Source organism: Flavilitoribacter nigricans DSM 23189 = NBRC 102662 (assembly GCF_002646595.1).
In the GTDB taxonomy this organism is placed as follows: Bacteria; Bacteroidota; Bacteroidia; order Chitinophagales; family Saprospiraceae; genus Flavilitoribacter; species Flavilitoribacter nigricans.
In genome coordinates, this window is record NZ_PDUD01000004.1 from 168,853 (window position 1) to 192,943 (window position 24,091).

General features: G+C 51.8%; 20 protein-coding genes. 11 read left to right on the top strand and 9 right to left on the bottom strand.

Going from position 1 to position 24,091, the window contains the following annotated elements; translation table 11 throughout:
- Positions 1–25 precede the first annotated feature (25 nt).
- Entirely contained in the window at positions 26–895 is an 870-nt protein-coding gene (locus CRP01_RS04100) for a sigma-70 family RNA polymerase sigma factor (RefSeq protein ID WP_099148735.1), read from the top strand.
- 93 nt (positions 896–988) lie between these two features.
- Here CRP01_RS04100 and CRP01_RS04105 read toward each other — a convergent pair whose 3' ends face one another.
- Positions 989–1,486 carry an Lrp/AsnC ligand binding domain-containing protein gene (locus CRP01_RS04105; RefSeq protein ID WP_099148736.1) on the bottom strand — a complete coding sequence of 166 codons (498 nt, stop codon included), beginning with the start codon at positions 1,484–1,486 and terminating at the stop codon, positions 989–991.
- A 494-nt stretch (positions 1,487–1,980) separates the two neighbouring features.
- Between CRP01_RS04105 and CRP01_RS04110 the strand changes: the two genes are divergently transcribed.
- The gene (locus tag CRP01_RS04110) at positions 1,981–3,642 is read left to right on the top strand and encodes a S41 family peptidase (RefSeq protein ID WP_099148737.1); all 1,662 of its coding nucleotides are present in this window, start codon (positions 1,981–1,983) and stop codon (positions 3,640–3,642) included.
- Between the two features lie 3 nt (positions 3,643–3,645).
- Here CRP01_RS04110 and CRP01_RS04115 read toward each other — a convergent pair whose 3' ends face one another.
- Positions 3,646–4,062, bottom strand: a complete 417-nt coding sequence (locus tag CRP01_RS04115) for a VOC family protein (RefSeq protein WP_099148738.1) — start codon at positions 4,060–4,062, stop codon at positions 3,646–3,648.
- 45 nt (positions 4,063–4,107) lie between these two features.
- Complete coding sequence (locus tag CRP01_RS04120; RefSeq protein ID WP_099148804.1) at positions 4,108–5,157, bottom strand: pyridoxal-phosphate dependent enzyme; 1,050 nt, start codon at positions 5,155–5,157, stop codon at positions 4,108–4,110.
- Positions 5,158–5,321: 164 nt separating this feature from the next.
- On the opposite strand from CRP01_RS04120, the gene CRP01_RS04125 reads away from it, so the two are divergent.
- The 7 genes from CRP01_RS04125 (at position 5,322) to CRP01_RS04155 (ending at position 12,684) form a co-directional block, all read left to right on the top strand.
- A complete protein-coding gene (locus CRP01_RS04125) occupies positions 5,322–5,885 on the top strand; it encodes a YceI family protein (protein WP_099148739.1) in 564 nt (187 codons plus the stop codon).
- A 72-nt stretch (positions 5,886–5,957) separates the two neighbouring features.
- Positions 5,958–8,837, top strand: coding sequence for a two-component regulator propeller domain-containing protein (locus CRP01_RS04130; RefSeq protein WP_099148740.1), 2,880 nt, complete (start codon positions 5,958–5,960; stop codon positions 8,835–8,837).
- Between the two features lie 135 nt (positions 8,838–8,972).
- Positions 8,973–9,749: a LytR/AlgR family response regulator transcription factor gene (locus CRP01_RS04135; RefSeq protein WP_233752624.1), complete on the top strand. Its 777-nt coding sequence runs from the start codon at positions 8,973–8,975 to the stop codon at positions 9,747–9,749.
- A 237-nt stretch (positions 9,750–9,986) separates the two neighbouring features.
- Positions 9,987–10,361, top strand: a complete 375-nt coding sequence (locus CRP01_RS04140) for a hypothetical protein (RefSeq protein WP_143473261.1) — start codon at positions 9,987–9,989, stop codon at positions 10,359–10,361.
- Between the two features lie 65 nt (positions 10,362–10,426).
- Positions 10,427–10,837, top strand: coding sequence for an OB-fold protein (locus CRP01_RS04145; protein WP_099148742.1), 411 nt, complete (start codon positions 10,427–10,429; stop codon positions 10,835–10,837).
- Positions 10,838–10,987: 150 nt separating this feature from the next.
- Positions 10,988–11,542, top strand: coding sequence for a YceI family protein (locus CRP01_RS04150; protein ID WP_099148743.1), 555 nt, complete (start codon positions 10,988–10,990; stop codon positions 11,540–11,542).
- A gap of 263 nt (positions 11,543–11,805) precedes the next feature.
- Positions 11,806–12,684 (top strand): DUF5777 family beta-barrel protein, encoded by an 879-nt coding sequence (locus CRP01_RS04155; RefSeq protein ID WP_099148744.1) that lies wholly within the window; start codon positions 11,806–11,808, stop codon positions 12,682–12,684.
- A gap of 26 nt (positions 12,685–12,710) precedes the next feature.
- Here CRP01_RS04155 and CRP01_RS04160 read toward each other — a convergent pair whose 3' ends face one another.
- Both CRP01_RS04160 and CRP01_RS04165 read right to left on the bottom strand, forming a co-directional pair.
- The gene (locus CRP01_RS04160) at positions 12,711–14,675 is read right to left on the bottom strand and encodes a sensor histidine kinase (RefSeq protein ID WP_170110214.1); all 1,965 of its coding nucleotides are present in this window, start codon (positions 14,673–14,675) and stop codon (positions 12,711–12,713) included.
- A gap of 596 nt (positions 14,676–15,271) precedes the next feature.
- Positions 15,272–16,459, bottom strand: coding sequence for a dipeptidase (locus tag CRP01_RS04165; RefSeq protein WP_233752625.1), 1,188 nt, complete (start codon positions 16,457–16,459; stop codon positions 15,272–15,274).
- A 234-nt stretch (positions 16,460–16,693) separates the two neighbouring features.
- Here CRP01_RS04165 and CRP01_RS04170 point away from each other — a divergent pair, with 234 nt between their 5' ends.
- Positions 16,694–17,545 carry an SDR family oxidoreductase gene (locus tag CRP01_RS04170; RefSeq protein WP_099148747.1) on the top strand — a complete coding sequence of 284 codons (852 nt, stop codon included), beginning with the start codon at positions 16,694–16,696 and terminating at the stop codon, positions 17,543–17,545.
- Between the two features lie 97 nt (positions 17,546–17,642).
- Here the strand turns inward: CRP01_RS04170 and CRP01_RS04175 are convergent, their stop codons facing one another.
- The 3 genes from CRP01_RS04175 to CRP01_RS04185 all read right to left on the bottom strand — a co-directional run bounded on the left by CRP01_RS04175 (position 17,643) and on the right by CRP01_RS04185 (position 19,504).
- A complete protein-coding gene (locus tag CRP01_RS04175) occupies positions 17,643–18,191 on the bottom strand; it encodes a hypothetical protein (RefSeq protein WP_233752626.1) in 549 nt (182 codons plus the stop codon).
- 197 nt (positions 18,192–18,388) lie between these two features.
- Positions 18,389–19,030: a hypothetical protein gene (locus CRP01_RS04180; RefSeq protein WP_143473262.1), complete on the bottom strand. Its 642-nt coding sequence runs from the start codon at positions 19,028–19,030 to the stop codon at positions 18,389–18,391.
- Positions 19,031–19,054: 24 nt separating this feature from the next.
- A complete protein-coding gene (locus tag CRP01_RS04185; RefSeq protein ID WP_099148750.1) occupies positions 19,055–19,504 on the bottom strand; it encodes a nucleoside deaminase in 450 nt (149 codons plus the stop codon).
- 106 nt (positions 19,505–19,610) lie between these two features.
- Here CRP01_RS04185 and guaB point away from each other — a divergent pair, with 106 nt between their 5' ends.
- Positions 19,611–21,092 (top strand): IMP dehydrogenase, encoded by a 1,482-nt coding sequence (guaB, locus tag CRP01_RS04190; RefSeq protein ID WP_099148751.1) that lies wholly within the window; start codon positions 19,611–19,613, stop codon positions 21,090–21,092.
- Positions 21,093–21,197: 105 nt separating this feature from the next.
- Here the strand turns inward: guaB and clpB are convergent, their stop codons facing one another.
- A complete protein-coding gene (gene clpB / locus CRP01_RS04195) occupies positions 21,198–23,831 on the bottom strand; it encodes an ATP-dependent chaperone ClpB (protein WP_099148752.1) in 2,634 nt (877 codons plus the stop codon).
- Between the last annotated feature and the right edge of the window lie 260 nt (positions 23,832–24,091).

A 24,091-nucleotide genomic window follows, 5' to 3' on the forward strand; every position in this document is an offset into this window, starting at 1 on the left:
AATAACCGTTAAAAGAATGTAGTGGATGAGACAGCTTAAGATTACCAAATCTATTACCAATCGCGAAAGTCAATCACTTGAAAAGTATCTGCAGGAGATCGGAAAAGTCGATCTGTTGACCCCCGAGGAAGAGGTAGATTTGGCCAAGCGGATAAAACAAGGAGATCAGATAGCTCTTGAAAAACTGACCAAAGCCAACCTTCGATTCGTCGTATCTGTAGCCAAACAGTACCAAAACCAAGGGCTTTCCCTGAGTGACCTGATCAATGAAGGTAATCTTGGCCTGATCAAGGCCGCACAACGTTTCGACGAGACCCGTGGTTTCAAATTCATTTCTTACGCAGTATGGTGGATTCGCCAGTCAATCCTGCAGGCACTGGCCGAACAATCCCGTATCGTTCGCTTACCGCTGAATAAAGTAGGTTCTCTCAATAAGATCAACAAGGCCTTCTCCGAACTGGAGCAGGAATACGAGCGCGAGCCTTCTCCGGAAGAGCTGGCCGATACCCTCGAGATCCCGACCGAAGAAGTAGAAACAACTCTGGGCGTTGCCGCCCGCCACGTATCCATGGATGCGCCTTTCGTAGAAGGTGAAGACAACTCCCTGCTGGATGTACTGGAAAACAGCAGTACGCCGGATACCGACCAGGCGCTGGAATACAATGAGTCGCTGCGCAAAGAGATCGAACGTTCTCTGTCTACCCTGACGGATCGTCAATGCGATGTTATCAAATTGTACTTCGGCATCGGCGTAGAGCACCCCATGTCTCTGGAAGATATCGGAGAGCGTTTCGGACTGACCCGCGAGCGGGTACGTCAGATCAAGGACAAAGCCATTAATAAACTGCGTTCTGCGAATCGCAGTAAGCTGTTGAAACACTATCTGGGCGCTTAAGACTTAAGAACACTAACTATAACAAACGCAAAAGAGCGATATCACCGGGTGGGTGGTATCGCTCTTTTCGTTTGGGCCGCCGCTATTCGCAAACTACTGTTGCTGCTGCTCCACTTCGTTGATCTCGTCTTCCTCTTCCAGTATATTGAGCGGCCGGTTGATACTCTCTTCCAGCGAGATGAAGGTTTCCGTGCGCTGGATACCGGGAATGCGCTGGATCTTGTCGTGCAATACCTCCCGCAGGTGATCGGTATCGCGGCAGATGATCTTGGCGAAGATGTTGTACAGTCCCGTCGTGTAGTGGGCGTTAACGATCTCCGGGATCTTTTCGATCTCTTTGGCCACCTGATCGTACAGCGAACTTTTATCCAGATAGATCCCCAGAAAAGCGCAAATATCGTATCCCAGCTGATTGGGATCTATGGAAAGGTGGTACCCCTTAACGATGCCTGCCTCCGTCAGTTTATTCATCCGCACGTGGATGGTGCCCCCGGATACATATAGCTGCTGGGCAATTTCGGTATATGCCTTTTTTGCGTTGCGCATGAGCAGCGATAGGATCTGCCGGTCGAGCTTATCTATTTCTTTCATTGCAAGCGTATTGTTGTATTAAAATAAGTTGCTAACTCCGTAGCATAGAGCAAAGCGTAGAGCGCTGAGGGATACACTGATGTATAAGTGTATTGGGCTTCTCCATTATCGAAACGGGTCTCTTGGCTCTGTACACGCTACCCTTTACTAAATCATTAGTGAAAGTTTAACAAATGTAGGTTCTTGTTTTTTTATTTTCAAAATAGTGGCCTGTTTTTTTTCTTCTTTTAATAAATTTGTAATGTTATACTGCGAATTTCTTAAAAAGCGTTTTGGGAGGGTAAAGCGCGAACTGCGGACCTTTGCGGACAATAATTTTAAATATTTTCTTTTTTCCCGGAAAAGCACTCATTTTTACAACAAACATCCTAGATAAAGGTGTTATAAAGAACATTGCTGGCTACCGGGAAGCAGAAGACTTAAGACGGTCAGTTTGCCCGGCTTGTGAAAACGAACATCCGGTAGAATAGTGATTAAGATTATAAGAAGAGACTATGGATCAGAAGCATGAAAACAATTCTATCGGTGCGAAGGTATGGTTGCCTCTTGCCTTTGCACTGGTATTGATCGGGGGTATGTTTATCGGTATGCAATTGCAATCTGCGGCTCCGCCAATGGTCGTGGAGCGCGGCAATCTGGCCGGTAACAGCGTGGGACAGGGCAAGATCGAAGAGCTCATCCGGTACATCGAGGCCAAGTATGTGGACGAAGTGGACCGCGACAAACTGATCCAGGAAGCCATTGATGAAGTACTTAGTAAGCTGGACCCGCACTCCACCTATTTCACCGCCGAGGAACTCCAGGAGGCAACCGAACAACTGGAAGGCAGTTTTGACGGCATCGGAGTGGAATTCATGGTTGTGGACGATACCATTGTGATCGTCAGTCCGCTGGCCGGCGGCCCGTCCGAAGCGGTCGGTATCCTGGCCGGAGATAAGATCATCTCGGTGGAGGATTCCATCATCGCCGGTTTGGAACTGACCAATCGCGACATTGTCAACTTCCTGCGCGGAGAACGGGGCAGCGAAGTGCGTATCGGCGTCAAAAGAGGCAACGACTCCCGTATCCGGCATTTCAATATTACCCGCGACAAGATCCCCATGAACAGTGTGGATATCGCCTATATGCTGGACGAAAAGACCGGCTACATCAAAGTCAACCGTTTCAGTGCCACTACCTACGAAGAATTCATGCAGGGACTGGAAAAACTGGTAGAGAAAGAAGATATGGAAGACCTGGTGATCGACCTCCGGCACAATCCCGGCGGTTACCTCCAGCAGGCTACCAATATTCTGAGCCAGTTATTTAAGGATAAGGACAAGCTACTGGTCTACACCGAAGGCCGGGCGGTTAGCCGCAACGATTACGAATCTTCCGGTCGCGCCTTTTTTGACGTCGACGATATCGTGGTGCTGATCGACGAAGGTTCGGCCAGTGCCAGCGAGATCCTGGCTGGCGCCGTGCAGGACCACGATCGCGGTATCATCGTCGGCCGGCGTTCTTTCGGCAAAGGCCTGGTACAGGAGCAGTACCGCCTGCGCGACGGATCGGCCCTGCGGCTTACCGTTGCCCGCTATTATACTCCTTCCGGCCGTTCGATCCAGAAACCGTACAATGATCTGGACCAATACAATCAGGATGTCATCGCCCGCTATGAGTCCGGCGAACTGACGGAGGCGGATAAGATGTCTATCCAGGATTCTACGAAATACTATACCGCCGACGGCCACGTCGTGTACGGCGGCGGCGGATTATTTCCCGATGTATTCGTACCGATCGACACCAATCTGTTTAGCGACACCTATTTATTGCTGCGCCAGTATATTCCCGAATTTACCTTCGGTTATGTAGAAGATAACAATGCGCAGTTCAGCGAATACACCCTGGAAAAATTTGTGGAGCGTTATACCGTGAGCAATGCTTTGTTTGGGGAGTTCATGGACTACGTTCGCACCAAAGGGCTGAAGGAAGAACTGCCCAATCTGAAAAACGTCAGAAAAGAACTGGACCTGTTGATCAAGGCGCGGATCGCCCGTCAGCTTTTCGGTGATGAAGGCTTCTTCACCGTACTGAATTCCAACGACGAAATGGTGCGGAAAGCGCTGGAGATCCTGAAAGAGCCGGATCCACTGGTCCTGCTGAAGGACGAAGAATAGTTATCAGCCCGGGAGATTTCCGGGATTGGACTTACTCGGTTCCAGCAGATCCCAGAGGTTGCCGTAGAGGTCTGCAAAAACGGCAACCTTTCCGTAGGGCTCCACTTTCGGCGGGCGTACAAAATGTATACCTTTTGCCCGCATGGCCTCGTAATCCCTCTCGAAATTATCGGTAAATAAAAATAGAAATACCCGGCCGCCGGATTGACGGCCGATCGCCTCTTCCTGTTCGGCATTGGCCGCTCTGGCCAGCAGCAGGCAACATTCTCCGGCTCCGGGCGGAGCTACCAGCACCCACCTCTTTTCCTCATCGATCCGGGTATCCTCGATCAGCCGGAAGTTGAGCTTTTCCGTGTAGAAGGCAATGGCTTCATCGTAATCTTTTACGACCAGGGCGATGTGGGCGATGTGTTGGTGCATGGGGGGATGGTTGACGGTCGAGGGTTGACGGTTGATGGTCGATGGTTAACGCCGGCTGGTAAGCAGGATCACGAAGCGATCGTTCTGTACCATTTCCGGTTTGGGAGGCTCGACAAAGGCCGCCAAACCGGCGGTAGAAGCCGGAAGTACGTTGAGCCCCTCCCGTTCCTTTAGTAATTTAGCGAGATCGAGCATGCGCTTATCCGTCACATTGCGGGCCCATCCCTCACTGTTCCGGATGGCGTCAAAGGTGATATCTCCGTCGAAAGAGTGCCAGTTGATCAGCGGTTCGTTGATGATCGTTTCGTGGATGTCATCCGGTGGCAGGTCTTCGTAATTGGATTTCCCGTTCAGGAGGGACATCACGATCGGATTCTTCTTATTGGCGGAACCGGCAACGATGCGCGGGATCCGGCTGGTTTTTCCGCGGCGGTACAGACTGACAAAACCCTTATAGATGCCGGTGAGTACGGTGCCGTTGGAAACCGGTGCCGCGACCACTTTGGGAGCGTCGCGCAATTCATCGTAGATCTCGAAGGCGATCTCCCCGTAGGCCCGGAGTTGCAGTGGCGTGTTTTCCCCGCCCGGGTTGGCATCGTACCATTCGTTTTTCGCGGCGAGTTTTTGCGAGGCCTCAACGGTGGTTTCGTAGTCCCCTTCAATGCGGGCGATGGTCGCTCCCAGTTTTTCCATTTCCTCCACGCGTTTGGAGTGGTAGGCCGATGGAATAAAGATCCGGCATTCCAGGCCGGCGTATTTGGCCGCCAGCGCGCAGGCCACGCCGTAATTTCCACAGGTAGCCAGGGAGAGTACATCAAATCCGCGGCGGATGGCGTCCCGACACTGGGCAAAAGCGATCCGGTCTTTCTGGGTACCGGTCGGATTGCCACCTTCAAATTTGAGGAACATCTGCCGGATGTTGAATTCCCGTTCCAGATTGCGGGCCCGGATCAGCGGAGTATCTCCGACCTCCATATCGGTGAGGAAGTCGTAAGCTTCCAGCCGATCCTCCAGGCGGTTACTTTTGTCCAACAGTTGTCGATATTCCTGTTCCAGCTCCGTATTAAAGCCGTATGATGATGCGTTAGATGGCATGAGTGATTGATTATGGAGGACCGAAACTAGGTATTTTACCCGGTTCATCGCCAATTTTTTCCCGTTCAGTCGCATTTTTTTTGCGTGTGGGTACACTTGGGTTTATACTGTAGGGCTACTTTTTCCGGTAGCATCAGTGGAATCGATTGGCTGAAAGCTCGATTATGGAACAACTACGCATTTGTCTGGGGATCCTGGCCTGGCTGGTTTTTGGAAATACGGTTTCCGGACAATCTCATTTTATCGCCAGGGACGGTATGATCCATTTCAAATCGGATGCTCCGCTGGAGCTGATCGAAGCCAGGTCGGAGCACCTGAGCGGAGTGTTGCAGCCGGAAAGTGATGGATTTGCCTTTTCGGTAGATATCCGCTCCTTTCAGGGATTCAACAGCCCGCTGCAGCGCGAACATTTCAACGAAAATTATCTGGAAAGCCGGCGATTTCCCCGGGCTACTTTTACGGGGAAGATCATTGAGGATATTGACTTCTCCGAACCGGGAAGCTACGAGGTGCGGGCCAAGGGGCAACTGGAGGTACACGGTGTCCGGCAGGAACGCATTATCAAAGGCCGGTTGGATATCGGGAAGGACGGTATCCGGATCTCGGCTGCGTTCTCAGTACTGCTGGAAGACCATCAGATCAGTATCCCCCAGATCGTTTATCAGAAGATCGCCGAGGAAATACTGGTGGACCTGAACATAAACCTCCGCCCCCTGGAGGCAAAATAAATGCCCCATTGTTTATCCGCTGTGAAAAAACAACGATCTTCACTGTACACAGAGCCATAACCGACCAGTAGATTGACGCGGAACCTTCAAATAGTATACCTGATCGGCTGCCTTTTTCCCCTGGTACTTACCGCCCAGCAGCCATTCTTCCGGGAGCATGACGTTCCGGAAGAGCTCGAAGGTACGGCCATTCGTCATCTGTACCAGTCGGACGGTCATTTCCTTTGGCTCGGCACGGACGATGGGCTGGTGCTGTTCGATGGCCACCGTTACCAGCGGATCCTCCGGACGGACAGTCTGGCCGACAATCGTGTGAGCAGCCTCTACCGGGATCAGAACGACCGGCTTTGGGTGGGATACCGGGATGGAGGCATTTTTCATCACGATCAGTTTCATCAGTTACAGATCTGGGAACCGGAAGAGGGTTGGCCCCGGGCCCCCGTAACCGCCTTTGCGGAAGACAGAGCCGGCAATATCTGGCTGGCTACCTACGGGGAAGGCCTGTATTACTGGACTGGCAAACGCCTCTACAATTTCGCTACGGATGACGGTCTTTCCGGCAACGAAGTCTACACGATCAGCAGTGATCAACGCGGACGGATCTGGGCGGCTACGGATGGTGGAATAAGTATCTGCCACCTGGAAAACGGCCAAAAAAAGGTGGCCGTGCTGGGGCGGGATGCCGGATTGCCCGATGAGATCGTACGGGTGATCGAACCGGATGAAAGCGGAAATTGCTGGGTGGGCACCTACGAAAAAGGTTTCGGCTACGTTTCCGGTACCGAAGGGCGCGTACTGTTCTGGATAGCGGAATGGGACCATGGTGTGATCACCGCTCTGGAAATGAGTAGCCCGGATGAACTGTGGCTCGGTACGGAGAAATCCGGCGTTTTTCGGTATGCTCCCGGAAGTGGGAAACTATCCGAATGCAGCCCGGATCATTTCCGGAATGCCCGGATCAACGAGCTCCACCGGGATGCCGAAGGGAATATCTGGGTCGTAAAGAATAATCATGAACTCTTATCCGCGAGCCTGCTCTTCGAATTTATTGATGGTGGTATCCGGGAGGTCCAGAGTCTACTGGTGGACGGAGACGGCCACTTGTGGGCGGGCACCCAGAACGGGCTGTTCTTACGGGAGACTATGCCATCCGGCCGGGATACTTTCCGGCTGGTGCAGCCCGGGAATTTCTTATCGCTTTTTCAGGATCACTACCGGAATATCTGGGCCGGTACTTTCGGCGCGGGAGTTTTTATCTTCAAACCCGGAGGGGGTACACCGCAACTTCTTTCGGAGGCGGACGGACTGACGAACGGCAGCATCCTTTCCATCGACGGTTACGGAAATAAGGTTTGGCTCGCTACGCTGGGAGGGGTTACCGAGTTGAGTTTTACCATGGATCCCGCCCTGCCCGGCGCCGTCAGTTTGCAGAATTACCGGCATGAGGACGGTTTGGGGACCAATTTTATTTATAAAGTTTACGTAGATAGTCGGCGGCGGGTATGGTTCGGTACGGATGGGGAAGGACTGAGCCTGCTGGACCAGGGAACGTTCCGGAACATTTCCGAAACGGATAGCCTGGAGATCCGTTCCGTATATTCAATAACGGAGGATCACGATCACAACATCTGGTTCAGTACGCCCAAGGAAGGCATCTTTCGGTTCGACGGGAAAATGGCTACCCGGTTCGAGCGGTCCAGAGGTTTACGGGAAAGGAGTATCGTCGGGCTGGCCACCGATTATAAAAATCAGCTCTTGTTGATCCATCCGTCCGGTATTGATCTTTTCAATCCGCAGGAAGAACGACTGATCCATTACGATGATGAGGTTGGGATCGGTGATATTCAGCCGAATCTGAATGCCTTTTTTCAGGATGAGGAGGGCAGCATCTGGATCGGGACCCAAAGCGGCATTATTCGCTACGCGGGAAAACTTCCGGTGCAACAGATCATGCCCGAAGTGCAATTGACTGGCGTTTCGGTTGATCTGCAGCCGGTCAACTTCACACAGACGAGCGAATTCCCCCACCATAAGAATAACCTGATCTTCGATTATTCCGGTCTGTGGTATTCCAATCCGGAAGCCGTGCGGTACCGCTATAAACTGGACGGATACAATCCCGACTGGATCGTGTCCCGGGACCAGCGTGCGGTGTATTCCCAGCTTCCGCCCGGAGATTATACCTTTCGCCTGTCGGCTTCGGATAACGATCTGTTTTTTCCCGAACCCCAGGTTGTTTACCAGTTTCGGATCAATCTGCCCTTTTGGAATTCGCCCTGGTTTGCGATCCTCGTGGCCCTGGTGTCCATCGGGTCGATCTATATGATCATGCGTACACGGGAGGAACGGCTGCACCGGCAGTCGGTGATGCGGCGGGAGAAACTCGTCCATCAGTTTGAGTTGTTGAAAAGCCAGATCAATCCGCATTTTCTGTTCAACAATTTCAATACCCTCATTACCCTGATCGAAGAGGATCCGCCTGCGGCTGTCAATTATGTAGAGCGCCTCGCGGATTTTTACCGCAGTATCCTGCAATACCGGGAGAGCCCGGTGGTCAGTCTGGAAGAGGAACTTGGTCTGCTCCGGAACTACACCGCGCTCCTGCGGGAAAGATTTGCCGACAACCTACAGATCCGGATCTGCGATCAGCTGCGTTCGGGATATATCATCCCCCTGACCTTGCAACTGCTGGTGGAAAATGCGATCAAGCACAATGTAGTAGGGCGGGATCAACCCCTGACGATCCGGATCTCCGAGGCCCGCCCCGGATACGTGGTGGTGACCAACAACCTGCAGGAGAAATGGACACCGGAGCCCTCTACCGGCTTCGGGCTGGAAAGTATCAGTAAACGCTACGCGCTGTTGACCGATAAAAAAGTACAATTGGAAAAAAACGATAAAGAATTTTCGGTAAGTATTCCCTTGCTCGATCTGATGCAAAAACTAAAATAACAATTCGGGCAATCCGACCGGAAGAGCGTGCGAAAATGTGCTTCCGGGCCGAAATGATCGCCAATGCCGGAAGCCCGCCCTGCGGAGTGACCGGTCCGGGTTGTGCGAAGCACTGACAAAACTGGAACTAAAGGTATGGACAAAGTAATCAAGGTCTGGATCGTTGAGGACGAGCCGGCTGCTGCCCGCCGTTTGAACAAATTGCTCCTGGCGCTGGGACTGGATATCCAGATACTGGCGCAACTGGACAGTATCGCATCGGTACTGCAACATATGGAGAGCCACACCCTGCCCGATCTCATCTTCCTGGATATCCATCTGGCCGATGGCCCCTGCTTTGAAATATTCCGGCATGCGGATATCCGAAAACCCATCATCTTCACCACGGCATACGACCAGTACGCCATTGAGGCTTTTAAGGTCAATGCCATCGACTATCTGCTCAAACCCATCAAACCGGAATTTTTGCAGCGTGCTCTGGAGAAATTCCAGTTGTACCATCCGGGTACCGCCATTGATTATCACGCGCTGATCCGGGCCATGCAGCGGGAGCAGCAGAGTTATCGGTTTCTGGTACGCATCGGTCAGCGCATCCGGTTGGTGGACGTTCAGGATGCCGCTTACTTTTTTACGGAAAACAAAGTCACCTTCGTCGTCACCTGGGATGGTACGCGGCTGCCGCTGGACGTCACGATGGAAAAGCTGGAAGAGATCCTGAACGAACGTTTCTTCTTTCGGGTCAACCGGCAGTACATCATCCATTTCCGGGCGATCAGGGAGATGTATGCGTATTCCAAATCCCGTGTAAAACTCGATCTGATGCCGTCCTTCTCCAACGAGGATATTATTGTCAGTACCGAACGATCGCCGCATTTTAAGCGCTGGCTGGTGGGTAACAATTCCCTCAGTTGACCGGACGTAAGCCCGCTTCATTTTCCCGTTCGGTCCCCTTTTTTTCCCATTCGGCAAGAATAGGTTCATTTTGCCCGGCAGGGCACCTAAATTTAGTGGATTAGCTCAGGTACGTTGCGTGCCTGACGATAGGTGTAACCATCCGCCTTATTGCCCGGTGGCCCATCGCGGTCCTGATACTGGAACAAGCGCGGTTATTGGACCTGCTCTGGCAGGGAAGGAATGAAAAATAGGAAAATGAAATACACTTTGCCTAGGTACATGCTGATGATCTTACCGTTCGTACTGCTGTTGCCGGCCTGTTACTACGATGTGGAGGAGGAACTGTATCCGGACACTGGATGCGCAACCGACAACGTCACCTATTCCGGGACCATCCTGCCGATACTGGAGTCCAACTGTTTCATCTGTCACAGTGAGGCTGCCAAAAACGGCAATGTGATCCTGGAAGGATACGATAACCTGAAAGGTCATGTCGACAGTGGACGCCTGTTGGGAGCCATTCGCCACGAGGCGGGCTTTTCCCCGATGCCGCAAAACCAACCCCAACTGGTGGATTGTGTGATCGAAAAGATCGAAACCTGGATCGAGGACGGTGCCCCCGATAATTAACCGGACGGGTATAGTCTCCGGCCCCAGATCTGAACTGTCCATCATCCATCACTAAAATCCGCCTTATGAAAAAGATTTTGCTGTTTTCGTTACCCGTCCTGTTGATCGGCCTTACGGCTGCCTACTTCCTGTACAATAAGCCCCACCAAAAGATGGAAAATGCCGATGTGGATATGACGGTCTCCGCTTTTGATCTTTTCGTGGAATTTGACCAGAACGAAGCAAAAGCCAACGAAAAATATCTGGAGAAGATACTCCTGGTTGAAGGTAAGATCACGGACGTATCCACCAATGAGGAAGGACATGTGAGCCTCACCCTAAAAAGTAGCAGCGATATGTTCGGAGTCATATGCCAGATGGATCAGCTGACGGAACACGAGCGTACTGATTTCACGGTCGGAGAAACCGTCACGCTAAAAGGCATTTGCACCGGTATGCTGATGGATGTGGTACTGGTGCGCTGTGTGGAAGTTTAAACGTGTTAAGGTGTTGATGTGCTAATGTGCTAAGGTGGAAATGTGTTAATGTTCAGCTCCAAACCCACATACTTTCACATTCACACATTCACACATTCACACGTTTCCACATTCACACGTTTCCACATTTCCATTTAAAAACAATAACCAATGAAAAACATTTGCATTATTCTGAGTTTGACGCTGATCAGCGGGCAGGCGCTCTTCTCCCAAAAATATTTCACCCGTGCGGGCAAAGTAACCTTCACCTCGGAAGCTCCTCTGGAAAAGATAGAAGCCGCGAATGAAAAAGCGACGAGTGTACTGGATGCGGCATCCGGCAAAATGGAATTTGCGGTACTGATCAAGGCCTTTCAGTTTGAAAAAGCTTTGATGCAGGAGCATTTTAACGAGAATTATATGGAAAGCAGCACTTTCCCGAAAGCCGTATTCAAGGGGCAGATCGTGAATCCGTCTGCGGTAGACTTTTCCAAAGACGGGATCTACGAAGTAAAAGTTGCCGGCGATATGACGATCCATGGGGTGACCAAAACGATCGAAGTGCCCGGCAAGATCCGTATTGAGCGGGGAGAGATATCCGCCAGCTCCGTTTTTGAGCTTACAGTAGCGGATTTCAATATCAAGATACCGGCAGTGGTTCGGGAGAATATTGCCAAAACGGTAGCTGTGAGTATCGATCTGAATTATGAATTGCTGAAGAGTTAGGACCGGTCGAAACTCCGGTTGGGTTTCCGTGTCTGGCAGGCCACCACGGTTGCCCAAACCAAAAATACAATTGCATTTCGAGAATAAACCCCGGTTCCCCAAAAACTCAAACTTGCATGGGTTCCTAAGAACGAGCTTTAGTCATTCGTGCACAAACCACGAGCAGACCGGCGGCCGGCGGATACTTCCCGCCGCCGGCGGGTAGCTCCGTGGTACGTGCCGCGATTGAAAGCGGCGACCGGGAGAACCATAAAAATCAAAGTATGTACCGATCAGCATTACTCTTATGGCTATTGTGCGCGGTGTCGGCGCTCAATGCCCAGGATGACCTTTTGTCTTTGCTTGGGGACGAGGAAGAAACGACCGAATACGCTACGGCCGCCTTCAAGACCAACCGGGTGATCAACCTCCATTCCCTGGAGAATACCGCCGCCGGGGTATTGGATTTCAAGATCTCGCACCGTTTTGGTATGCTCAACCGGGGGGCTTACGAATTATTCGGCCTGGATGCCGCTACGATCCGGATTGGCGGCGATTACGGGATCACAGACCGGCTGATGATCGGTATCGGCCGGAGCAGCTTTGAAAAAACCTACGATGGGTTTGTGAAGTTCAAACTTCTGCGCCAAAGTGTGGGGAAGCGAAAAATGCCGGTTACGGCCGCCATTTTTGCGAGTACGGCGATCCAGACTCTGCGTTGGCAGAACCCGGACCGGGAGAACTATTTCAGGTCCCGCCTTTACTATACTTTCCAGTTAATTCTGGGTCGGAAATTCAGCGAAAATATTTCCCTGCAACTCTCACCCACCCTGGTGCACCGAAATCTGGTGGAGGTAGCTTCCGAAGCCAACGATGTACTGGCTCTGGGGGGCGCCGGGCGGATCAAATTATCCAAACGGATCGCCCTGAACCTGGAATACATTTACGTACTACCGGACCAGTTGGCTCCGGGTTTTGGCAATTCATTATCACTAGGATTTGATATCGAAACCGGCGGGCACGTCTTCCAACTACATTTGACCAATTCCACATCGATGATCGAGAAAGGATTTGTAACTCAGAACAGTGGGAAATGGGGCGACGGCGGTATTCACTTCGGGTTTAATGTTTCCAGGGTATTTACGCTGAAGCGGCAGAAATAAGACTCCGAATTAGCGTATCGGCGGTTTCATGCGACGGGAACATTTACCGGCAGAACGACGATAAAGGTGCTGCCTTTTTTACCGTTGCTCCGGACGATCAGTTCCCCGCCCAGTCTTTGTGCGATCTTTTTGCTGATGGCCAGTCCCATGCCCGTACCCGAAAATTCCGATCGATTGTGCAGGCGTTTGAAGAGCTGAAAGATCTGATCCTGGTATTCCGCAGGGATGCCGATCCCGTTATCGCTGACGTACAGATGGTGCTTGTCGTCGATGCGATCGTAGCGCAGGTAGACCTCCGGTTGTTCGGACCGGTTATATTTCAGTCCGTTCTCGATCAGGTTTTTTAGCACCATGAACACCTGCGCTTCATTATTGGTGATCACGGGCATCGAATCGTACTGAACGCTGCCGTTGCGTTCCTGGATCAGGGTGCTGAGATTATCTTTTGCTTTATTAACCATCTCCTGGAGATCCACCGGCTGATTGATGAAAGGCTGGTCGTCCAGAGTCGAATAGGCCAGAATATCCTCGATCAGTTCGTGCATCTGGTGGGTATTCTGCTTGATGTAATGGAGGAATTCCCGGGAGTCATCATCCAGTTTATAGTCCAGTCTTCTTTCCAGGAGGCTGGAAAATCCGGAAATATTTCGCAGCGGTTCCTTGAGGTCGTGGGAGGTGATGTGACCGAACGTCCGCAGTTCTTCGATCGATTTTTTAAGCTGGATATTGGTCGATTCCAATTCGGCCGTACGATCTTTTACGGTAGCCTCCAGTTGACGATTGAGCTGTTTTTTATGCCGGTATTCCAGATTGAAGAAAAACAGGATCCCGAGGATGAGTAGGGTGATCAGACTGGTGACCAGGGCAATGATGGTCCGTTGCCGGGCCAGCGATTTTTGCTGCTGGGCTTCCATGGAGAGTTGGTAGTTCTCACTATTCTTTTGGTCCAGTTCGTATTTGCTTTCCACCTCGGCTACCAGGCGGGTAACCTCAGCCCCGTACGAACTGTCGCGGATCTGCCGGTATTGCTCGCCGTAATAAAAGGCTTCTTTGTAGTTTCTCAGTTCTCCGTAGGCCTTGGTGAGTACCAACAGCGCTTTTTCCCGGATCTCCTGCGCGGGGATATCCTTAATTAAATTCAGGTCCAGCAGGCCGTAGTTAATGGCATTCAGGTAATTCTTTTGGGCGTAGTTGATTTCAGCGAGATATCCGTAAACTTCCGCCAGGTAGATACTCTGATCGTTTTGCGAATAAATTTCTGCCAGTTGCTGGTACTGCGTTTCGGCCCTTTCGTAATTGCCCTGATGCAGATTGAGCAGGGCCTGAAAACTAAGTACCCCATTATAAAGACCGGGATCTTCTTCACGGACGGCGTAAGCTGCCCGTTCTGCTTTTACGAGATAAAATTTCGCGGAATCGAACTTTTCTTCCTCGGCCAGTCCACGGCCTATATTCATGGCCCCCAGCGCGATCATGCTGGAATCACCAATCTCCCGGCCGATCATATAGGCTTCCCGAAAATAGGTATAGGCCTTTTCGTACTGTCGCTGCTGACCGAAAATAATGCCCATATTACTCGAATAGATCGCCTGGGCAACTTTGTCGTTGAGGGTGATCGCCAGCTGATGAGCTTTTTTGTAGGAATTCATGGCGGAATCCAACTCCAGATTGGCGTTGTAGAGAATTGCTTTAAAGTTCCAGGCATCCATTTCCGCTTCGGGATCCCGGATCTTGCGGGCATCACCCAGGAGCATATCCGCGTAGATCAGCGCAGAATCCAGTTTGCCCAGTTCCTGGTAAGCGGCAAACATATTGCGGCAGATCATAATGCACATGCGGGTGATGTGCAGTGGTTTGGTCAGGGTTTCCGCCCGGTGAAGGCATTCCACACTGGCCTGGTACTGTTCCTGTTTGAAGTAGGACTGCGCTTTTTCGATGAGCTGACGGGCCTCCGTCGTATCCGAGTGATGCGGTACATTGTGGTTTCCCACACCTTGTTGTGTTCTGGCAAACAGGGTGTCCGGTCCCGCTAGTGTAAGGAGACAAACAAAGAACAAAGAACACCTTAATAATCCCTTAAATCGCATAAATGCAATCAATTTTTACAATGAAAAATGCCCGTGCATTTCACACCGTTCCTGGCTCCTTCTTTTTCGTTGGAAAAAAGCCAGATTGAGATTCATTAATTTGGGAGTGTCGTGTTCTTTATTGCCAAATACAACTAGAAATATCAAGAGAACTAAATTACCTATTGGTAAAGTAACTGGGGAAAGGAAACTACAAATTTACAATTACGAATGGTTTATGAAAAAAGTTTCATAAAAAAAACTAGGCTTATGTCGCTTAGCGGAATTTTGCGGGCGCATGCCGGCTCTTTTGGGCGTTGACCGGCGCAGGAAAAAAGGTTATGAGATCGCCAGATGCGGTAATCGCAACTTACATACGATCCCGTCACCTTTTTTCCTGAAAACGGTATCGGCCGGCAACAGCCGTTTTATTGGCGCTGTAGCCAGGCCGCTTTTCGTCACCTGTCACGTCAGACCGATAACAAAAAACGGCCTGAGCGTCATGGCGAGCGAAAGCTGGATTACATTTTTCCGGCTTGCATATTCTTGGCGACCTTCTGAACTTCATTCCATACCCGCCATACATTTTTGTAACAGATCTTTTCAATATCCGATTCCGAATACCCCCGTTTGAGCAGGGTCTGGATCAGGTTGGGATATTGGGATACATCCTTCAGTCCGGTGGGCAGGCTGTCACCAACACCGTCAAAATCGGAACCGAAACCAACGTGGTCGACTCCGGCGAGTTTCACCACATGGTCGATATGGTCCGCCACGATGTCGAGGTCGGCATAAACCGACGGATTGTCTTTGCGGAACTGTTCGATGATGGCTTTTGCGGCCTCATCACGGTAGGAGAGCCCCTGTGCCTCCAGTTGTTCCTGCAGTTTCTCCCGCAGCTCATCCCGTTTTTTGGAGATCTCTCCGTCCAGAAAGGCGGAACCGAAGTTGATCTGGATCACTCCGCCGTTCTCACCGAGGCGTTTGATCATGTCATCGTCCATATTGCGCTCGAAGCCCGGCGTGAATTTGCGCGCGGAAGAGTGCGAAGCGATACAGGGCGCACTGGTGATGTCCATAACCTGCCAGAACGTATTGTCGGAAACGTGCGAAATGTCCACCATGATCCCCTGCTTGTTCATTTCGTGTACCACTTCCCGGCCGAAGGGGCTCAGCCCTTTCCAGGTACCGGTAGTATCGTAGGAAGAATCACAGATCTGATTGTCCTTGGAGTGGGTCAGCGTAATATAACTGATTCCGCGTTTGCGGAAGTAAGCGACATTTTTGAGGTCATCCTCCACCGGAGCCCCGTTCTCCATACCCATGGGCAGAGCGATCTTACCGGCTTTTACGGCCGCTTCCGCCTCCTGGGGCGTACTGACTACACCGAATTTATCCGGGTGGGCCTTGGCGATCCCGTTCACCATATCGATCAGGGAATCGGCGAGCTCTTTGGCACCGCCGTTGGTCTGATAGGAAGCCGGGATGTAAATCGACATAAAGGGGACATCCAGGCCGCCTGCTTTGGCGCGCACGTAGTCAAAATCTCCCTCATCGGTTTCGACCGGGATGCCGAGATATTCGCGGGTCAGGCGAAAGTTCTTGACCTTAAGCCGGTAGGGGAGGTCGACGTGGCCGTCGGTGATGATGTATTTCTGAGCCAGTTCATTGGCTTTTTCGCGAAGGGCGGCATCGTTTTCCTGTGACATGTTTGATGATACTTTTGGGTGGCAGGCCATTAACAAAATGCTGCCAACGAACAGAAGTTGGAAGAAGCGGATCATTTTCAACGATTATAGTGAGTGAAAAGTCAAATATAATATTTGTTGCCCAAAGTTCGGGCGCGGGGATTCGGGACGAATGCAAATATTTGACCTTCCGGCTAACCTAAAAGGCGGGTAGGTTGTTTCCATCTATGCAGACCAATCATACCCTTTCAGTTTATGCAGGATAAAACCATATTCATTACCGGAGGAACCGACGGTATCGGTCGGGCAACCGCACTGACCCTCGCGCAACAGGGCATGCGGGTGGTGATCGCCGGTAGGAATACCGCCAAGGGAATGGCGGTCTGCCAACAATTGCAAAAGCAGAGCCAAAATCCGGAGATCCATTATATTCCGCTGAATTTGGCCAGTTTTACCTCCGTTCGGGAAGCGGCCGGCCGCTTTTCCCAGGATTTCAACCGGCTCGACGTTCTGATCAATAATGCCGGCGTTTTTTCCAGCAAACTCCGACTGACCAAAGACGGCTTCGAATGGCATTTCGGAATCAACCACCTGGGCCATTTTCTGCTTACCCATCTGCTCAAACCCTTATTACTCAACACACCGGCTCCCCGGGTGGTCAATGTCTCTTCCGTTGCCCACTATCACGGCAAGATCAATTTTGATAATTTGCGAGGAGAATGCGGTCCGGCGGCATTCAGCGGATTGGAAGCCTACGCCCAGAGCAAACTGGCCATCCTGCTGTTTACCCGGGAACTGGCCCGTCGCGAAAAGCGGATCGTTACCAATGCCCTGCACCCCGGCGTGGTGCGTACCCGCTTTGGCAACAAATATTCCAATTGGGGCTTATCGCTTTTCTGGCATTTCTGGAAACCGTTCATGTGTCATCCGCAACGGGGAGCGAAAACCTCGCTCTACCTGGCTACCGCGCCGGAAACCGAAGGGGTCAGCGGCGCTTTTTTCGATGAGCAGCAGCGTCAGCGGGACCTGGGAGCCATGGCCGGCAATGATATGCTGGCCTGCAAATTGTGGAAAGAAAGTTGCCGGATGACCGGCATCGGGAGTTGAGATACCGCGACTCAGGACGCAGTGGGATCAGATATTTTGCTCACAGTACCCACATCCCCCTTAATGCCACAATATCCCAACTTTCCCGGTATCGCCACTAATCATTCACCTTCCGACCCCGGGCCGTCCGGGAGCTCACGGATATTTTCCGGATCTTCTTCAAGTCCACCATCAGGGAGGCGAAAGCGCTGGAAGCATCCACCTGGAATTTACGACCCTCGTAAGTAACCGTACCACTACGGCGACGCCATTCGGAAGCCAGCAGGGCGTAGCGGCTACCCGCCTTGGGATTGGGGCCGAAAACGAGATAACGATCGTCGCCATCGGCTTCAAAACTGACTGCAAAGCGATTTTCTTTCGGCAGGAACAGTAAAACGCCCGGGGTTTTTCGGCGGATCACCACCTCTTCTACTTCCCGGCCGTCGATCACTTTGATCTCTCCCGAGATGATCTCGGATTTCCCCCCGGTCAGCTGCCGGCGCAGGACAATATCATCGGATACGTAGAACTGGATCCGCTTCAGTTCGGATTCCGTCCAGTCGTACTCATCGTACATCCGCTGGGTAAAGGAAGTAAGGGTTGGACTGCAGGCGCTGAGAGTCAGAAGGACCAGAAGGCCGGCAAACATTTGGTAAGTTCTTTTCATTGGTAGATTGTTTTGGAAGTAGTTCAAACCAGAATTCCGGTCTGGAGAACAATAGCTACTTCGGTCTTTATTTTTTTCAAAGGATGCAATTATTCGACGATGCACCCTATCCGGATCGGTTTTCCAGAGGGAAAATTAAGAGAGATTTGTTAAGATCGGAATTGCTTTAAGAGTTTTTAACCTGCCTGGGATCGGATTTAACGAGTCCTTGACGGTCTGAACCGGAGTCTGCCGATCAGAAACAGGTTCAGCAGCACACTGGCGATCAACGCTAAAGGCAGGAACGGGAAAGAACGTTCCGGGATGTCCTGCTCCGCTTTCCGGGCTTTTCTCCTTTTATCCTCCTCGTAGTAAAATATAGATTCATTAAAAGCCACGGTATTCCAGGGCAGTTGCCGGATCACAGCCAGACTATCGTGCCGGGCCAGATCGTTGACCACCAGGTTGCCGTTGCAGGGGCTGCTGCTCAGGACCTGAAGATGATATTTTAACTCCGTTTTTTGGGCAAATACCAAAATCGTATCCCCGACCTCCTGCTCACGGAACAGGCCGCCACAGGTCGAGTCGTGGTGATGGTCGATCATCGTAATGCGCTGATCGGTAGGTTCCAGCCCCTTGCTGATCTCGAGTACTTCAAAGTGAAACAGTTGAAGAGGGATAGGATATCTGCCGGAAAAGAAGAACTCGGTCTCGGACTTTTCGATTAGCCCACCAATGAAAACGGCATCGGATCTTTGGTATTCTTTCTCTACGCCCGGACTGAGACAAAAACAGGCCCGGCCGATCACGGGAACTAGAAGCACCGGCAATAGCAGGCAGATTATTTTAAAAATTTTCATCAGATCAGAGCGTATTAGGTCAAGTTAAGAGCGGCGTAATTTTTCAAAAAAGCTTTTCAATAAAATACTGCATTCGGTTTCCATAATCCCGTACTCGAGCTTGGTTTTTGGATGCAAAAGCGATTTCCCGTAGCGCATGAATCCTCTTTTATCATCCGCAGCGCCGTAGACGACCCGGTCCAGCTGCGCCCAGTTCAATGCACCGGCGCACATGATGCAGGGCTCGAGGGTCACGTAGAGCGTGCAATTCGGCAGATACTTGCTGTTCAGGTAGTTGGAGGCAGCGGTAATGGCGATGATCTCGGCGTGGGCGGTGACATCTCCCAGTTGCTCGGTCTGGTTGTGGGCCCGGGCAATGATCTGGTTTTCGCAGACAACAATGGCACCCACGGGGATCTCCCCCTTTTCAAGCGCCAGTTCCGCCTGTTTGAGTGCCTGTTTCATAAAGTGGCTATCGCTGTGGACCGTGAGCATAAGAACGAGTGAACATTTTACAGTGAGAATTGAGATCGCAGGACGTAAAAGTCAGGAAATTTCCCGACATGGATTTTTTTTTTGCGACAAATTTATACCTTTGCGCATGGAAACGAGCAAAATTGATCAAGCAAAATTCTGGGGCGAAGCACTGACCTACGATGATGTCCTGCTCATGCCCGCCTACTCCGAAGTCCTTCCGAGAGAAGTCGACATTTCTTCCCAACTTACCCGCGAGTTACGTTTAAATACGCCCGTTGTTTCGGCAGCGATGGATACGGTAACCGAGCACAAGCTGGCCATTGCCATTGCCCGGCAGGGAGGTATTGGGATGATCCACAAAAACATGACCATCGAGGATCAGGCCGACCAGGTAAGACTGGTGAAACGTTCCGAAAGTGGGATGATCGTTGATCCGGTGACGCTTCCGGTCGATGCCCGTCTGGGCAACGCGCTGGAACTGATGAACCGCTTCAAGATCGGTGGTATCCCCATTGTCGACCAGAACAATAAACTGATCGGCATCCTGACCAACCGCGATCTGCGCTTCGAACAGAAGATGGACCGGCCGGTAAGCCAGCTGATGACCTCCGAGAACCTGATCACCGCCCCCATGGGCACCACGCTGGAACAGGCCAAGGAGATCCTGCAACGCCATAAGATCGAGAAACTGCCGGTGGTGGACGACAGCAATACCCTGGTGGGGCTGATCACCTATAAAGATATTCTCAAAGTACAGGATTATCCCCGGGCCTGTAAGGATTCGCTGGGTCGACTGGTAGTCGGTGCAGCGGTCGGCGTTACCGGAGACATCATGGACCGGGTGGAGGCGCTGGTGAACGTCAGTGTGGATGTGATCTGTATCGATACGGCCCACGGGCACTCCCGCGGGGTACTGGATGCGGTGCGGAAGGTGAAACAACACTTCCCGGACCTGCAGGTGATCGGTGGTAATGTAGCTACCGGCGGCGGCGCGAAAGCGCTGGTAGATGCCGGTGTGGACGGTGTGAAAGTAGGGGTAGGTCCCGGTAGTATCTGTACCACCCGCATCGTTGCCGGTGTCGGTGTGCCGCAGCTTACCGCGATCCATATTGCTTCACAGGCCCTGAAGGGAACCGGCGTACCGGTGATCGGTGACGGCGGTATTCGCTATACCGGAGATATTGCCAAGGCCCTCGCGGCCGGAGCCAGCTCCATTATGGCCGGTGGCTTGTTCGCCGGTGTGGAAGAAGCGCCCGGGGAAACGATCATCTACGATGGCCGGAAATTCAAGGTATACCGCGGTATGGGCTCTCTGGGAGCAATGAAGCTGGGATCAAAAGATCGCTATTTCCAGGATGTAGAAGACGATATTAAGAAACTGGTACCGGAAGGCATTGAAGGACGCGTTCCTTACAAAGGTACGCTGGCCGAGGTAATGGTGCAGTATATCGGTGGCCTGAGAGCCGGTATGGGCTACTGCGGTGCCCACAATATCGAAGCGCTGCAGAAAGCGCAGTTCGTGAAGATCTCCAATGCCGGTGTGGCGGAAAGTCACCCGCACCACATCACGATCACGAAGGAAGCTCCGAACTACAGCAGACGGTAGACCAGAATTTCTTAAACTGGTAACGATAAATAAAAAAGCCGGCGGAAGTGTGTACTCCGCCGGCTTTATATTTTAGTCCGGGTCACCGGACCCGGTTATGCTATTTTACTGAACCTCTTCCACGGCCGGTTCTTCTTCCGGTTTTACCGCTTTGCGGAAGACGACTACGTCATCGAAGACATCCAGAACCATGTGGCTGTCCGGTTCGATGGTGCCCTCCAGCATCTGGCGGGACAGCTGACGCAGGACCCGTTTCTGGATCACCCGCTTCAACGGCCGGGCACCGAATTCCGGATGGTAACCCTCATCGGCCAGCCAGTCCATTGCCTGTGGCGTGATGGCCAGGCTGATACCCTGTTCGGCCAGCGTATGCTTGAGGCTATTGAGCTGGATCTCCACAATTCCGCGGATATCCTTACGGGATAACGGACGAAACATGATCACTTCGTCGATCCGGTTCAGGAATTCCGGTCTTACGCTTTTCTTCAGCAGTTCGTAAACCAGATTCCGGGTATTGTCCACGATCTCCTCTTCGTTCTCCTCATCGATCCGGGAGAAATTCTCGCGGATGATATCCGACCCGATGTTGGAGGTCATGATGATGATCGTATTCTTGAAGTTGGCTACCCGACCTTTGTTATCGGTCAGACGTCCATCCTCCAGTACCTGCAGCAGGATGTTGAAAACATCCGGGTGGGCTTTTTCGATCTCATCCAGCAATACCACCGAATAAGGTTTCCGGCGTACCGCTTCGGTCAACTGACCGCCTTCATCGTACCCGACGTATCCCGGAGGCGCACCAACCAGCCGGCTGACGGCGTGGCGTTCCTGGTACTCACTCATATCGATACGGGTCATGAGGTTCTCGTCGTTGAAGAGGTACTCGGCCAGCGCTTTGGCCAGCTCGGTCTTACCGACACCGGTCGTACCCAGGAACAGGAAAGATCCGATCGGACGGTTGGCATTGGCCAGACCGGTACGGCTCAGACGGATCGCATCCGCCACGGCCTCCACGGCTTCGTCCTGACCCACTACCCGCTGGTGGAGTTCTTCTTCCAGCTTGAGCAGTTTTTCGCGCTCGCTTTCCAGCATCCGGGTTACCGGTACGCCGGTCCATTTGGCGACGATCTCGGCGATGTCCTCGGCTTCCACTTCCTCCTTCACCAACATCTTATTGTCGGCCTGCATTTCCTGCAGCTTTTCGTTGTACTCTTCCAGGGTAGCCTGCACCTGCGGGATCTTACCGTAGCGGATCTCCGCTACCTGGGTGTAATTCCCTTCGCGTTCCATCTTATTGGCCTCCATCTTCAACTGTTCAATCTGCTCCTTGGCCTGCTGGATACCCAGAACTACTTCCCGTTCGCTTTCCCACTGGGCCCGCAGTTCGCTGCGCTGATCCTCCAGATTAGCCAGTTCCTCGTTGATCCGGCTGATCTTCTGTTTATCATTCTCCCGCTTCATGGCCTCTCTCTCGATCTCCAGCTGGCGGATCTTGCGTTCTACTTCGTCCAGTTCTTCGGGCATGGAGTTCATCTCCAGCCGTAACCGGGCCGCCGCCTCATCGATCAGGTCAATGGCCTTATCCGGCAGAAAACGATCGTTGATGTAGCGGGTAGACAACTGTACAGCGGCCACAATGGCATCATCCTTAATGTTGATCTTGTGGTGCGCTTCGTAACGCTCCTTCAGACCACGCAGAATGGAGATGGCATCTTCTTCACTGGGCTCGTCCACCAATACGGTCTGGAATCGGCGTTCCAGCGCTTTATCGTTCTCGAAGTACTTTTGGTACTCATTGAGGGTGGTTGCACCGATGGTACGAAGCTCGCCCCGGGCCAGGGCCGGTTTCAGAATATTGGCGGCGTCCATCGCGCCCTGACTTTTACCGGCTCCGATCAAAGTGTGGATCTCATCAATGAACAGGAAGATCTGACCGTCTGCGGCCACCACTTCGTTGATCACGGATTTCAATCGCTCTTCAAATTCACCCTGGTATTTCGCACCGGCGATCAGCGCACCCATATCCAGCGAATAAATGTCTTTATCGCGCAGGTCTTCGGGTACGTCGCCGTCGACGATCCGGTGGGCAAGTCCTTCCACGATGGCGGTTTTACCTACACCCGGTTCACCGATGAGAATGGGGTTATTTTTGGTCCGTCTCGCCAGAATGTGCAATACCCGGCGAATTTCTTCGTCCCGGCCGATCACTGGATCCAGCTTGCCGTTGCGGGCCCGCTCGTTCAGGTTGATCGCGTATTTATTCAATGCGTTGTAGGTCCCTTCGGCACTGGCGCTGGTCACCTTGCTGCCTTTGCGCAATTCGAGCACCGCGGCTTTCAGGCTCTTTTCGTTCAGGCCACTGTCTTTCAACATCTGAGAGATATCGTCCTTGACGGACAGCATGGCTAACATCAGATGTTCCAGGGCTACGTATTCATCACCAAACTCCTTGAGGAGCGTATTGGCTTTTTGGATTACTTCAGTAGTGGTACGGGACAGATAAGGCGTACCTCCGGAAACTTTCGGATAGGAGGCCACGATACTGTCCGTAGCTTGTTTGACGGCGGAATAGTTGACGCCTAGTTTCTTGAAAACATAAGGGGCAACATTCTCATCCACCTCCAGGATGCCTTTCAGCAGGTGCCCGAGTTCCATCGCCTGTTGTCCGTTCTCCATGGCGATCTGCTGGGCGCGCTGCAATGCTTCCTGGGCTTTTATAGTTAGGTTATTGAGATTCATTGCTGTTGATTTTTTGGTAAATGCTTAATGCTATTATAATGTAGTCAACAAATATGCCACAATGGGCTGGATGTCAAAATGGCATTGAATTTGTGAAAAAGACTGCTTTTTTGGCAGTATGGGGAAGGGGTTGGAGAAGGTATCAATTTACGGGAAAAAACGATGGGATTCCAGTCCGATCTCCAGCGGATGAGAAACTATATCAAATAAAAAAGTTTTTTAATTTAAAATTAAACTCAAATTATTTATATTTGAGGTTA